This is a genomic window from Paenarthrobacter sp. RAF54_2 (assembly GCF_052113945.1).
Taxonomy (GTDB): domain Bacteria; phylum Actinomycetota; class Actinomycetes; order Actinomycetales; family Micrococcaceae; genus Arthrobacter.
Genome location: NZ_JBFRDV010000005.1, coordinates 34,283 through 46,434 on the forward strand (window position 1 = coordinate 34,283; position 12,152 = coordinate 46,434).

Here is a 12,152-nt window from a genome sequence, read left to right on the forward strand (position 1 = left end):
TTGGGAGGTCCTACGTGTGCGTGGTCACAAATGGCTCAGCGAGCGGTACGGATTCGGCGACGAATGGCTGCTTTGGTTGTCAGGAACCGCTTACATGACGACACTTGGCATTCGTTGACTGTAAGGAACCTTGGAGTTCCCTGTGGACGGAGCAGCGTGACCGATTTCAGCTAGAAGAGTGTCAGTGGCGTGGCATAGGCTGAATAAGTCTTGGGACGCATCGTCAGGTGTGCCCGGTTTTCCGCGGAAACCTGCGGAAAATACCGGTCCGGACTGTCCAAGGTGCCGCCGTACGAAGGAGAAATAGATGAACCAGCTGAGCCCAGGCCCGCACGACTCACACCCGACGGGACCGGACACCGCGGCTGGAAAGGCGAACGACGCCGGCACCACCACAGCTGCGAAGTCCGCCTCAGGCGCACCCACCAAATACGAGGCTGTTGCCGGCCCTTTCACCATTCGTGACCTCACGGTTTTCGGTTCTGTACTCCTGATGTTCATCGCCTCACTGCTGCCGATGTTTGGGGGCCGTTACAACCTGTGGAACCTGGACAACCTGTTCTTCCTTCTTCTGGGAATCATCCTGCCGGTGGTGGTTGTGGCGCTTTTCGTTGCCCGCCGACTGCAGCCCGGGACCATTGTCCGCGTCGGCTCGCTGTCGATTGACCAGTTCGCTTCCGTGACGGCTGCATTCGCGGTGCCGCTGTTCTTCCTGACGATCGCTGATTCCTTCAACGGCAGTGTCCTGCTGGGCCTGGTGGGTTCCGTGGGCTTGCTGGTAGCCACCGTTCTGGCCCCGCATGTGCCCTTCCTGTCGGCTGATTTCAAGGGCCGCGCTGAAACGCCGGCCCACATCGTTGCTCGCCAGGCCGCGATTCCCACCCGTAAACCCGCTGCCCCGAAGCCTCCCAAGGAACCCAAAGCACCGAAGCCAGCCAGCGGCGCCTCGACTCCGGGATTCCAGACCTCCGGGTATCAGCCACAGGGTGCGGGCTCCGCTGGCGCCCATCCCTATGCTCCGCCAGCCGGCGCAAGCCCCTACGTTCCGCCAGCCACATCCGGACCCGTTGCTCCGGCCCCAACTGGTGGGCCCTCCGTCGTGCATTCGGCGGATTCCACGCCTCCTGCGGAACCCCAAGCTGCCGCCCCCGCCGCCGGTCCCTCGCCCGCCACTGGTCCCTCGCCCACCGCTGCGGCCCCCGCCGTCACCCCGGCTGCATCCGGGTCGCCAGCTCAGGCTTCGCCAGCAGAGCCTTCACCAGCCGAGCCCGACGTTGTAGTGGGCAACCCGGCAGAACCGCAGTCGCAAGCTCCGGCCACCACCCAGCACGCCCAGCAGCCCGCCGCCCAGCAGCCCGCCCCCCAGCAGCCCGCCGCCCAGCAGCCCGCCCCCCAGCAGCCCGCCGCCCAGACGCCACCTAATGAGCGCGCATGGGCTGCCACCATGGCCACGCCCATCGTGTCCCCCGACACCCGTTCTGTGAGCGACTCCATTGGCGCCACTGTGGACCCGTCCAGCCGTTCGGAAGATTCTCCTGCCTATGAAGCCTTCTGGTTTGCCGTAGCCCAGCCCCGAACTGCCTATGACGAACGGACAGGCGCTCCGGCCTTCACCATTGAGCCTGGCGGTTGGGTTCTGGCCCTCGAGGATCGTGGCGACGAATTCCTGGTTCAGGACACCGACGGCAAGGTTGGGGTCCTGCGGGAGCTCAGCAACATCGAACGCGGCTGAGAAGGACGCTGTGACCATCGCTGAAGCTGGATCCGTGCTGGCCTTGAAACGCCGGGCACGCAAGATCAACAGGATCCTCGCTGAGAAATACCCTTATGCTCACGCCGAGCTGGATTTCCGGAACCCGTTTGAGCTTGTGGTGGCCACAGTCCTCTCAGCCCAGACCACCGATGTACTGGTCAACCAGGTCACCAAGATCCTGTTCGCACGCTACCCGGACGCCCGTGCCCTGGCGGAAGCGGATCCTGCTGAGCTGGAATCGATCCTGCAGCCCACTGGTTTCTTCAGGGCAAAGGCCAGGAACGTCCTGGCTCTTAGCACCCGCTTGGTGGACGAGTACGACGGCGAGGTTCCAGGTCGCCTCGAGGATCTTGTAACGCTGCCTGGCGTTGGGCGGAAAACAGCCAACGTGGTCCTTGGGAACGCTTTTGGTATCCCCGGAATTACCGTGGATACGCACTTCGGGAGGCTGGCCCGCCGGTTCGGATGGACGGCATCCGATGATCCGGTGAAGATCGAATTCGACGTCGCTGAACTCTTTGAACCACGGGACTGGACCATGCTTTCGCACCGCGTGGTTTTCCACGGCCGGAGGATATGCCACGCTAAGAAACCCGCCTGCGGAGCGTGCCCGGTTGCCAGCCTCTGTCCCAGCTACGGCGACGGCGAGACCGACCCCGTTAAGGCGGCGAAGTTGTTGAAGTATGAGCTCGCGCCGGGCAATGAGGCACTGTTGGAGAAGTTGCTGGCCGAGACGCACAGGGCGGCGGAGATCCGGATGGAATCGCAGAGGAGGCCCGGGTGACCGCGTTCGAGGACCTCGCCAAATTAGTAGCCCGTTTTGAGGCCGGCGAGCAGCAGCATTCTTCCCACTGGGCGAAGTTGCCCGTCACGCCTGAAACCAATCGCGCCGCAGCCGTGCTCATGCTCTTTGGCGTGCTGGACAACGTCCCGGCCGAATCCGGACGGCCCTTTGCGCCAGCGGATCTCGACGTTCTCCTGCTTGAACGTGCTCACACCCTGGACGATCACCCCGGCCAAGTAGCATTTCCGGGCGGAAGTGTGGATCCGGAGGATGACTCCGTGGTGTCTGCCGCCTTACGTGAGGCAGTGGAAGAGACCGGGTTGGATGTCAGCGGTGTCAAGGTGCTGGGCGTCATCCCGGAGCTGGGGCTGATCCGCAGCAATTTCCGGGTGACACCCGTACTGGCCTGGTGGGACTCGCCGTCGCCCGTTCGTGTAGTGGACTACGCCGAATCGGCCCAGGTGTTCCGGGTGCCGGTTCGCGATCTCCTGGACCCCGTCAACCGGGTAACCGCCACTATTTCCCGCTTCGGCCGCACTTTCTCCAGTCCGGGTTTCACCGTTAATGGGCTGGTGGTCTGGGGCTTCACCGGGATGGTTCTCAGCGGGTTGTTCGACGAACTGGGCTGGACGGTCCCCTGGGACCAGGACAAGCTGTACGAGATCGAGCTCTAGCAGCTCCGCCGCAGGTGCCTTTCAGGCGGCCCTGCGGTTCGCCGTCGAACGGTCCACGATCAGCCCCGTTGCGGCGTTTTCACGCACTGCATTTATGCCGTCCACCACGCCCTTGAGATGTTTGAACGTTGGTGACTCCGCTACAACTGTTCCGTCCGCCGCGGTAAGGCGAAACCGGTACGAGCCGTCGGTGTCTTTGAGAATTTCGAATCTGCCAGCCATTTTTGTGCTGTCCCCCTTGATGCTTCCTTGCAACAGTCGTGGGCCGGTGTGCCGGTCCCACCTAGAGAACGTATCCAGAAGCCGCCGGGAAAGAAAGTTACTTTGGGGTACCGGTCAAGGAATTGTCATGCACCATCACACTGCGGGATGTGACTGGCTTGTTCTGACGGCGGCAGCTAATCTGGGGCGCCGGCTACTTCGGCCTGCTGACGTCCGGCCTGCTGCCCGTCCGCGAATGCCCGTCCGGGACGAACGGCGTGAATGGTCAACCCAGCAGCATCCGGCGAGGCTCGGGGATAGGGGAACTGAGCAGTGCTGCCCGGAGGTCGGTTTCGGTCTCGACGAGCCGACGCTGTTCCATGCTTTGAAGGGCCTCGACGTCCACGGACTCCACATCGGGCATCTCCGCAAGGCTCTTTATCCATGTTTGGCCAGTCACGCTGTCGTGTTGTTCCCCCAGGAGGCGCTGCAGGACCATCGATGGTTGGATGATCGCCGTGGCAGCCGCACCCAGGACTTGGGCCACCGCCTCCACGGAGTACCGCAACACTTTGATGTCCTTTCGCGCGTCATGGAGCACGTCGTTGCGCCCTGCTTCGTCAGCCTGCGTGGTGTCCGTTTCCAGGCTTCGTTGCGCCGCTTCCAAACTCTTCTGCACCGTCTCCCAACGCGGCTGCAGGAGTTCTGCCACCTCGAGGAGGCTGGGATGGTTGTCAATTTCCCGTGGCGCCAAAGCGGCAGTTGCAGGAAGAAGGGCTTGCCGGGTTGCCTTGACGATTCCTTGCCATCTCCGTCCGGTCCCGACCCGGATAGCCATTGCGTTACTGCTGGCCAGGAGCTCGTTCACGGCTTCATGGAGTGTGTTCGGCGACAACCAGGCCTCTGACGCGTCCAGCCACAGCGTCAAACGTTGGGACAGAACATATGCATCGCGGGCTTCGCCGAGGGAGCGCGCCAGCCACCGGACATCCCGGCGCGCGGCCTCCGGGACGTCAGGGAGAACGGATTCGTAGCATGAAAGGACAGAACGGAGCCGCCGAAGCGCCAGCCGTGCGCCGTGGACGGCCTCCTGGTCAGCCGCGCCGACCAGCGGCAAGCAGCCCTCCAGCTCTGCTAGTTGGAAAGCGATGTACGAATCCACGGAATCACGCACGTCCGAGCCCACGTGGCCAGTTTCCTCCGGACAGTCGGGGCGGACAAGCAGGTGCCTATTTCGCTTTGTCGTAAGAATCGACGACGGCGACACTCACCGGGAATTCGACTGGAATCTGGCCGAACATAAGCTCTTTCGCTGCATTTGCGGACTCCTCGATCGCCTGGATGCAGGCGTCTACGGCTTCATCCGGGGCATGGACCATCACTTCGTCGTGGAGGAAGAAGACGAGTTCCCCTGAGGGTAAGCCTTCGGCATGCAAGGCCCGCAGCCGCCGTCGTAATTCCGCCAACCAACAGGAAGCCCATTCCGCGGCGGAACCCTGAACCACGAAGTTTCGAGTGAAGCGGCCACGGGAGCGCGCCAGGTTGTCGGCTCGCCGCTGTTCCTCGGCCGTGGTGGACTGTTGGCTTCGCAACCAGCCGTGGGACGGTGGTGGGCTGCTTCGTCCCAATCGGGTGGTGACGGTCCGGCCTGCCTCGCCTTCCCTGGCTGCCTGCTCCACGAAGCCCACCGCTCGCGGATACGTGCGGGCCAACTGCGGCATGAGCCTGCCCGATTCGCCGGTGGTGGCGCCGTAAATGGCCCCGAGCAGCGCAACCTTCGCCTTGGATCGATCCCCGCCGAAGCCTTGTGCTGCTATCCCGGCGTAAAGATCTTTGTCGCGTGCGGCCTCCGCCATTTTTGTGTCCTGGGCAAGTGCTACAAGGACGCGGGGTTCCAGTTGGGAGGCGTCGGCGACGATGAGCTTGTGGCCAGGGTCCGCTTGTACTGCCGCGCGGATATTCCGGGGAATCTGCAGGGCACCGCCGCCACGTGAGGCCCACCTGCCGGAGACCACGCCTCCCACCACGTACTCAGGATGGAACCTGCCGTCCTGAACCCAGGCATCCAGCCAGGCCCAACCATTCGCGGTGTGCAGGCGGGAGAGCTTCTTGTACGCAAGCAGTGGCTGGATCGCGGGGTGTTTGGACTCCTGGAGCTCCCATTGCCGGGTGCTTTTGACTTCGATGCCGTTCCGATGAAGGGCGCGCATCAGGTCCTGTGGCGAGTCCGGGTTCAGGCTTGGTGATTTGAGGATCTCCCGCAGCTCGTTGCAGAGCATCTCAAGTGCCTGGGGCCTGTGCCCAAGTGGCGGACGGGGGCCGAGCACGTCCCCAAGGACCTGCTCGTGCACCTCTTCCCGCCAGGGAACGCCGGCGTGTTGCATTTCCACCGCAACGATTGCACAGGCGGACTCGGCCGCGAGCAGCAACTGCAGCCGTTGTTTCCGTTGGTCCTCTGCAGGGACCTGGGCGATCGCATGCTGCTGTGCAGCAAACTCATCCCGCAGTTCAGCGAGACCCGGACTCTTGGACTTCGGGGTGAAGTCCTCGAAGAGTGCGCCCTGATCGGCGGGTGGTGGTGGAGGCTGGAGTGCCCGCGGCGGCGTTGAATCGTCGTCCTGCGTGAGCTTTTCAGCGTTCTTTGCGAAGTCTGTGTGCGCCGTGAACGAGGAGTGCGCCAGGATAGCTCCGCAGAGAGCTAGGTCATGACAGCGCTCCAGCTTCACGCCGTTCGCCAGGAGGTCCGGGTAGAAGTCCTGCGCGCGATGCCACACCCAGCGGGGCCGTTGGGTTTCCAGTTCACGGACGACGCCGGGCAACTCACCTCGTGTGACGACGCGCGCGTCGGTGGTGGCCTTCCCGGACGGAGAAACTCTTTGTATGGCTGCGCCGTCCGGATGGGCGGCGAGCAGCAAATACATGTGTCCATTCTGCCCTGTCGCAGTACAGCAACTGTTCCTCCACACTCCTTGGTTGGGCTGGGTTCTCCACATGGGGCGTTTGAGAGCTTACGTCCAAGGCTTCGACGCCGGGAAAGTGGCTTCATGAGCAAGCGACAGCTTCGGCACAGACGGTCCAGCAGCGAACCTTTGGGGCAGACCACGGACAACTCGTGGATGCCGCGTGAAGCTGCCGATATCCTCCTCGTCACCGGCGACGCCTACCTTCAGGAGGAGGCGCGAAGGATTGTTGCTGCGGCAGGTGGCAGCCTCCAGTTGGCCGCCGACGTCGGAGAGGCAATCCACGGCTGGGACGGTGCCGACGTCGTCCTGGTGGGAAGCGACATCCGTGAGCTGCCGCCACGAAGGCAGGCGCCCACTGTCTTACTGGGCAGGTCTGTTGAGGGGGACGGCTTGTGGCGGCTTGCTGCTGCCTTGGGCGCAGAGCGCGTAGCCGTCCTTCCCGAGGCCGCAAACTGGTTGGCCGAGTACTTGAGTGTGTCCGGTTCGCCGGAACCTGGCGGGTTCGTTATCGGGATTGTTGGAGGCTGCGGTGGGGCTGGAGCTTCCACCACAGCAATTTGGCTTGCCCAGGCAGCGGCGGGCCACGGCATCAGCACCATGCTGGTGGACGGGGATCCCTGGGGTGGGGGCCTGGAACTGGCAATCACCGTTCAAGAGCTGGCCGGCTTGCGCTGGCCGGACTTCGCCGAAACGCGGGGGAGCATCGATCCCGTCCAATTCAGGGACTCCCTGCCGGTGGCCGGTGGCTTCGCGTTCCTGTCTTGGCCGGGTACACGTGAAGCGTTCACCATGCCGGATGCCGGTTCTGTGGCCGCTGTCCTGGATGCCGCGCGGCGAAGTTTCGAACTCGTCGTGGTGGACATTGGGCGCAGTGAGGAATGCCTTCGAACCTTTGCGTGGGACTGCGAGAAGATGCTGTTGATGACCACAGCCCACCTGAAACCGGCTGTTGCCGCGGCACGTATCCTCAACGAGCTGCCACCGTTGGACACGGGGTTGGTGGTCCGGGGCGGTGGCCCTTCGGCGGTTGATGCTCAACTCATTGCCGAGTCGTTGGGACTGCCACTCTTGGGGATTCTTCCGGAGATTCGAGGAGCGGCCGCAGGGACCGAGCTCGGCCGGCTCCTTGAGCTGGGCCGTCGCAAGTCCGTGAATCGCTTCGCCCGGGGCGTGCTGGACTTGAACGGCGCTGGTGAATGAGCCGGTCGGAGAAAAGTATCCCGGGATGGTCACGGACACGGACACCATTCACGGGAGGGCGCCGCAGCCAGAGCCGTCGGTTGGACTCCGTGCTTCTCGAAACGGTCCGGGAGTCCGTCCTCGCCGGGAATGGGCCGGTAACACCCTCGACTGTGGCCGCCGCCGTGCAGGCCAGCGGCAAACTGTTGGGTACGTCGGGAGCACTGGAAGCCGCGGAATCCATCAATGCGGAATTGAATGGTCTAGGGCCCCTTCAACAGCTTGCGCACGATCCATCGGTCACAGATATCTTTGTCAATGGCCCCGAATCAGTCTGGCTCGACCGGGGACGGGGCCTGGAACGGTCCCCGGTGCATTTCGATTCTGAACAGCAGGTCAGGGCGCTGGCCGCAAGGCTGGTTTCGGCAGGTGGTCGCCGGTTGGACGACGGCTCTCCCTGCGTGGACGTCAGGCTCAAAGGCGGCTATCGCGTGCACGCAGTTCTGGCGCCGATATCAACTGCGGGGACTCTGTTATCGATTCGAATTCGACGCGAAGAAACCTTCACAATGGCTGAATTGCGCGAAGCTGGCATGTTCGATCAGCACATCGAGACTCTTCTCCGCGCGATTGTGGAGCGGCGCCTGAGCTTCCTTGTCAGTGGTGCCACCGGATCAGGGAAAACAACGCTCCTGTCCACCATGCTCGGGCTGTGCCACCCGTCCGAACGCTTGGTATTGATCGAAGATGCCGCTGAACTCAACCCGATCCACCCTCATGTGGTCACGCTTGAATCCCGCCACGGAAACCTTGAGGGAGGTGGAGCGCTGGACCTTGGCGAGTTGGTCCGTCAAGCCCTGCGCATGCGTCCGGACCGGCTCATTGTGGGGGAGTGCCGGGGTGCCGAGGTCCGCGAGTTGCTCACCGCGCTCAATACCGGTCATACAGGCGGTGGAGGAACAATCCACGCCAACACGGCGGAAGCAGTTCCGGCACGGCTGACAGCCCTCGGCGCGCTCGCAGGGTTGAACGCCGAGGCCGTACGGTTGCAGGTCTCAAGTGCATTGGACGTTGTGATTCATGTGGAACGGACGTCTCTGGGGCGGAAAGTAGGCTCAATCGGTGTGCTGACTGACTCCTTGGATGGCCAACGAGTGGTGACCGCATTGCGATGGAGCCCCGAAGGCCTGGTGCATGGACCTGCTTGGGCTGAGCTGAATTTACGGCTTTCTCCCGGATCATCCGCCGAGGCGGGCGGATCTTTGCAGGGCTTATCCGTCGGCTCGGATGTACTCACAGTGATGGGCTTGGACTCGTGATCCCCACCCTGGTTCTAGCCCTGGCGCTGGCGGTATGGCTCCAGCTCAAGCCGCCCCAGGCCGGCAGCCGGCGAATGCGGGCAAGACTCGCCAAGCCCTCATCCCTGAGTGGGATCGGTGTTGGGAAAGAGCATGCAACATCAGGAGCGGACAAAGGGCCGTGGGGCCGGGTGTGGCGGGCAAAGATAGAACCCTTGTCCCTCGTGGTGTTGGTGCAGCAGCTCGCTGCCCTCTTGCGAGGAGGACGTGGACAATTGCAGCTTTGGGAAGACTTATGGCTCGTCCATAGCTCCAGGCCTGGCCTGGGCGCCAAGTCCAGGAGCAGAGGCCACCAACCCGCTCCAAAAATCTCAGTGGAATCGGTCAGGGTGCTGGCCTCAGCGCGGGCAGCCTCGGCCGTTGGAAATTCACCAGCACAAGCAATTCGCAACACCTCCGCGAAGGTCTATCCCGGCCGAGGAAGCACAGAACGCCGCATCTGGATGGAATTGGCTGCATGCCTGGATGTAGCCGAAACCAGCGGCTGTCCACTCGCAGAGCTCCTCACCCGGTTCGCAGCGCAACTCGAAGCGGAGGAAGATTCTGAAGCGGCACGTCAAACTGCCCTCGCTGGACCCAAAGCCACGGTCAGGCTGTTGTCCTGGCTACCGGTACTTGGCTTGGTGCTGGGGATGGCCCTGGGGGTGGACCCCTTGGGAATCCTGCTGGGTAACTTCCTCGGTGTGGCCACTCTGATCGTTGGCCTTCTGCTGACCGTGGCAGGGCGTGTATGGTCCTCCCGACTCGTAGCTTCCGCGGTAGGGGCCACATGATGTTGGGAATTCAATTGTTGGCTCTGGTGGGAGTACTGGCTCTGGCAGCCTTTGTCGGATTCGCCAGACCGGCAGGGTTTCGAGACCGGCTGCACGCAAGTTTGACCGAGGCCCATAACTCCAAGGACGACCATAACTCCAAGAGCGATCCCGGCCTTCAGCCAGATAACGCCACTGCCGGGGACGGGCTTCGGGACACGGCCATGATGCTCGAACTCGTAGCTTCCATGCTGGATGCAGGTGCCGGGATAGGGCGGGCATTGGAACTGATTTCCCACAGCGCCACACCGAAAATCAGCCAGGATCTCCGTCCCGTCGTCGCTGCGCTGGCCATGGGGGCGGACTGGGACGCTGCCTGGCGAAACCCCACCCAGCATCAGCCCGAAGTAGCGCGTTTGAAGGACGCTCTGGCTTTCGCCGCATTGACTGGTGCGCCCTCGGCTTCGATTCTTTATGCCCAAGCGGCCAGGGAGCGCCGCGAGCAATTCCGTGCCGCCGAGAAGCGAGCCGCCGCCCTGGGAGTGAAGCTTGTGGTTCCCCTGGGCCTTTGTTCCTTGCCGGCCTTCATTTGTCTGGGAATCGTCCCCGTCCTCATCGCCATGCTTCCGGCTGGATAAGTAGGGCACCAGCACATGCACGGCAGCCGACTCTTCCTCCAGACCGGCCAGTCTATTCTCCCGGGCTGGCCACTCTCTTCCTCCACACAGGCCGCTCTTTTCCCGCAAAGAGGCCGCTCTTTTCCTCCACAACCAGTCCCAGCGTGGGTTTATCCACTTGGATGAACCAGGGGCTTCAGGGTCGGCCGGAGTCAGGGAAGAGTCGATTTCAACCGGCAGATCTGCCGACTTTTCTGAAAGGAAACATACTATGGAAACTCCCTCCAGCACCCTCCACGCCCGGCGGTCTGACCGACGGAACGCATCGCGTGCGCTCGCAGCAAATACTGCCGGTCTTGCATCCGTCGGGCATAGCAGCGGCCAGGATGAGGCCCCACAACACAAGAGTGGCCACCGGGCGGGTGTGCAGTTCGGGATTGAAGAGCATGGGATGGAGCAGCTGGAGATCGAGCTGTTTAACCGAGCAGAAGCTCACGCCCCGGCCGCAATCCAGCAGTTGGACAACCAACGGGTTGGGACAGCTTGGACCAGCAAGTTGAGCAACTACTTGCGCAGTCGTACACCCAGCGGGATCCGCCGGCAGGCCAGCTCGAAGCCGAGCAGCCCCAAGCAGGCCCCTCCCCGGCAGGGCACTTTCAGCCAAACCACCCTCAGGCGGACCCCTCTCAGGCAGACGAGCCTCAGGCGAACCCCGCTCATGGGCTCCGAAGGCGGCATGGCAACAGCGGAATACGCCATAGCAACGCTCGCGGCCGTGGGCCTGGCAGGTCTGCTGGTGGTTATCCTGCGGAGCGAGGAAGTTCGAGGATTCCTGCTCAATCTGGTTCGCACCGCGTTGTCCTTGCCATGACCTCGCCAGTACCTCTCCTAATCAGGCCGGTACCTCTCCCAATCGAGGCGGTGCCTCTGCCCATCACGCTGGCGTCGCTCCCCATCAAAATGCCCGCAAGGCAGAAGGAACGTGGTGCCGTAACAGCTGAGTTCGCAGTTGCCCTGCCAGCGGTGATTTTGCTGTTCGCCTTCTTGCTGGCGGCCGGTGCAGCGGGGATAACTCAGCTTCGTTTGGAGGAGGCGGCCAGGGCGGGTGCTCGCGGTCTTGCTCGGGGCGAGAGTACTGGCGAAGTGCAGGGCATCGTCAGGCGCATGGCGGGCGAGGGGGCAACTGCGGGGGTGGCAAGCGACGGCGATTGGGTGACTGTGACAGCCTCCGCGGCGGTAGCAGGCTCGTTGGGTTCACTGATCCCATGGACTCTCACAGCTTCGGCGTCGGTCCGCGGTGAAACACCCGGGGCATCTGGTTGGAGCGACGTGAGTGACATGCCGGGAGCCTTGGTGGGCGGGGCAACGCAAGTGGCATCACCGTGGAACATGCCACCGGGGGATACCGCCTTACGGGTTGCGGCGAACCCATGGATTCCCTTGTGAGGGTGCGGTGCCTATGGCGGCGAACGCTGAAGGGTCTTCCTGTAGCGTCACACCCTGAGCTAGGATCCGGCACAGTCCTGGCGCTGTCACTGGGGTTCGCAGTCCTGGCATTGCTTGGCGGGCTGCTGCTTCTTGCCCAAGCGGGGGTCATGGCGTCGCGGGCTGCGTCGGCAGCAGATCTGGCAGCTCTCGCGGCGGCGGATGCAGCGCGTGGAATAGCCTCGGGTGAGCCCTGTGCTGTGGCGGCCAGCGTTGCAGGACAGCAGGGTGCCACACTGACTGCCTGCGACGTCGTCGGGGGCGACGTCGTGGAGCTCGCCACCGAGTTGGAACAACCGTTCCTCTTCGGCACGGCTACAGGCAGGGCACGCGCTGGGCCGCCTCCTTAGCCAAGTAACGGACTGGGCCGCAGGGTTGCTTGGAGC

13 protein-coding genes are annotated in these 12,152 nt (G+C 63.2%); 10 read left to right on the forward strand and 3 right to left on the reverse strand.

Annotation, left to right across the window (positions count from 1 at the left end):
• The first annotated feature begins 307 nt into the window (after positions 1 to 307).
• Genes AB4Y87_RS05570 through AB4Y87_RS05580 form a run of 3 tightly spaced genes read left to right on the forward strand, consistent with a single transcriptional unit; the run spans position 308 to position 3,211 of the window.
• Positions 308 to 1,732 carry a hypothetical protein gene (locus AB4Y87_RS05570; RefSeq protein WP_442003431.1) on the forward strand — a complete coding sequence of 475 codons (1,425 nt, stop codon included), beginning with the start codon at positions 308 to 310 and terminating at the stop codon, positions 1,730 to 1,732.
• A gap of 10 nt (positions 1,733 to 1,742) precedes the next feature.
• The gene (gene nth / locus AB4Y87_RS05575; RefSeq protein ID WP_442003432.1) at positions 1,743 to 2,537 is read left to right on the forward strand and encodes an endonuclease III; all 795 of its coding nucleotides are present in this window, start codon (positions 1,743 to 1,745) and stop codon (positions 2,535 to 2,537) included.
• Positions 2,534 to 3,211, forward strand: coding sequence for an NUDIX hydrolase (locus AB4Y87_RS05580; RefSeq protein ID WP_442003433.1), 678 nt, complete (start codon positions 2,534 to 2,536; stop codon positions 3,209 to 3,211). Before nth ends, AB4Y87_RS05580 begins: the two co-directional genes overlap by 4 nt.
• Positions 3,212 to 3,232: 21 nt before the next feature.
• Here AB4Y87_RS05580 and AB4Y87_RS05585 read toward each other — a convergent pair whose 3' ends face one another.
• The 3 genes from AB4Y87_RS05585 to AB4Y87_RS05595 form a co-directional block, all read right to left on the reverse strand.
• The gene (locus AB4Y87_RS05585) at positions 3,233 to 3,433 is read right to left on the reverse strand and encodes a YegP family protein (RefSeq protein WP_442003434.1); all 201 of its coding nucleotides are present in this window, start codon (positions 3,431 to 3,433) and stop codon (positions 3,233 to 3,235) included.
• Between the two features lie 265 nt (positions 3,434 to 3,698).
• On the reverse strand, positions 3,699 to 4,598 hold the full coding sequence (locus tag AB4Y87_RS05590; RefSeq protein ID WP_442003435.1) for a CHAD domain-containing protein: 900 nt from the start codon (positions 4,596 to 4,598) through the stop codon (positions 3,699 to 3,701).
• Positions 4,599 to 4,641: 43 nt separating this feature from the next.
• Positions 4,642 to 6,333, reverse strand: coding sequence for a bifunctional 3'-5' exonuclease/DNA polymerase (locus tag AB4Y87_RS05595; RefSeq protein ID WP_442003436.1), 1,692 nt, complete (start codon positions 6,331 to 6,333; stop codon positions 4,642 to 4,644).
• Between the two features lie 123 nt (positions 6,334 to 6,456).
• Between AB4Y87_RS05595 and ssd the strand changes: the two genes are divergently transcribed.
• From ssd to AB4Y87_RS05630, 7 genes are all read left to right on the forward strand, one after another.
• Positions 6,457 to 7,575: a septum site-determining protein Ssd gene (ssd, locus tag AB4Y87_RS05600; RefSeq protein WP_442003437.1), complete on the forward strand. Its 1,119-nt coding sequence runs from the start codon at positions 6,457 to 6,459 to the stop codon at positions 7,573 to 7,575.
• Positions 7,572 to 8,873, forward strand: coding sequence for a TadA family conjugal transfer-associated ATPase (locus tag AB4Y87_RS05605; RefSeq protein WP_442003438.1), 1,302 nt, complete (start codon positions 7,572 to 7,574; stop codon positions 8,871 to 8,873). The genes ssd and AB4Y87_RS05605 overlap by 4 nt, the downstream gene beginning before the upstream one ends.
• Positions 8,870 to 9,685 (forward strand): type II secretion system F family protein, encoded by an 816-nt coding sequence (locus tag AB4Y87_RS05610; RefSeq protein ID WP_442003439.1) that lies wholly within the window; start codon positions 8,870 to 8,872, stop codon positions 9,683 to 9,685. Before AB4Y87_RS05605 ends, AB4Y87_RS05610 begins: the two co-directional genes overlap by 4 nt.
• Positions 9,685 to 10,302: a type II secretion system F family protein gene (locus AB4Y87_RS05615; RefSeq protein ID WP_442003604.1), complete on the forward strand. Its 618-nt coding sequence runs from the start codon at positions 9,685 to 9,687 to the stop codon at positions 10,300 to 10,302. The genes AB4Y87_RS05610 and AB4Y87_RS05615 overlap by 1 nt, the downstream gene beginning before the upstream one ends.
• Before the next feature lie 430 nt (positions 10,303 to 10,732).
• Positions 10,733 to 11,152: a DUF4244 domain-containing protein gene (locus AB4Y87_RS05620; RefSeq protein ID WP_442003605.1), complete on the forward strand. Its 420-nt coding sequence runs from the start codon at positions 10,733 to 10,735 to the stop codon at positions 11,150 to 11,152.
• A 50-nt stretch (positions 11,153 to 11,202) separates the two neighbouring features.
• On the forward strand, positions 11,203 to 11,727 hold the full coding sequence (locus tag AB4Y87_RS05625; RefSeq protein ID WP_442003440.1) for a TadE family type IV pilus minor pilin: 525 nt from the start codon (positions 11,203 to 11,205) through the stop codon (positions 11,725 to 11,727).
• Positions 11,712 to 12,116 (forward strand): Rv3654c family TadE-like protein, encoded by a 405-nt coding sequence (locus tag AB4Y87_RS05630; protein WP_442003441.1) that lies wholly within the window; start codon positions 11,712 to 11,714, stop codon positions 12,114 to 12,116. The genes AB4Y87_RS05625 and AB4Y87_RS05630 overlap by 16 nt, the downstream gene beginning before the upstream one ends.
• The last annotated feature ends 36 nt before the right edge of the window (positions 12,117 to 12,152 follow it).

Bases quoted from the DNA above. Each gene is read 5' to 3' on its own strand.
- ssd (WP_442003437.1), top strand. From the start codon at position 6,457: ATGAGCAAGCGACAGCTTCGGCACAGACGGTCCAGCAGCGAACCTTTG.
- AB4Y87_RS05630 (WP_442003441.1), top strand. From the start codon at position 11,712: ATGGATTCCCTTGTGAGGGTGCGGTGCCTATGGCGGCGAACGCTGAAG.
- AB4Y87_RS05605 (WP_442003438.1), top strand. From the start codon at position 7,572: ATGAGCCGGTCGGAGAAAAGTATCCCGGGATGGTCACGGACACGGACA.
- AB4Y87_RS05615 (WP_442003604.1), top strand. From the start codon at position 9,685: ATGTTGGGAATTCAATTGTTGGCTCTGGTGGGAGTACTGGCTCTGGCA.
- AB4Y87_RS05595 (WP_442003436.1), bottom strand. From the start codon at position 6,333: ATGTATTTGCTGCTCGCCGCCCATCCGGACGGCGCAGCCATACAAAGA.
- AB4Y87_RS05570 (WP_442003431.1), top strand. From the start codon at position 308: ATGAACCAGCTGAGCCCAGGCCCGCACGACTCACACCCGACGGGACCG.
- AB4Y87_RS05585 (WP_442003434.1), bottom strand. From the start codon at position 3,433: ATGGCTGGCAGATTCGAAATTCTCAAAGACACCGACGGCTCGTACCGG.
- AB4Y87_RS05620 (WP_442003605.1), top strand. From the start codon at position 10,733: ATGGAGCAGCTGGAGATCGAGCTGTTTAACCGAGCAGAAGCTCACGCC.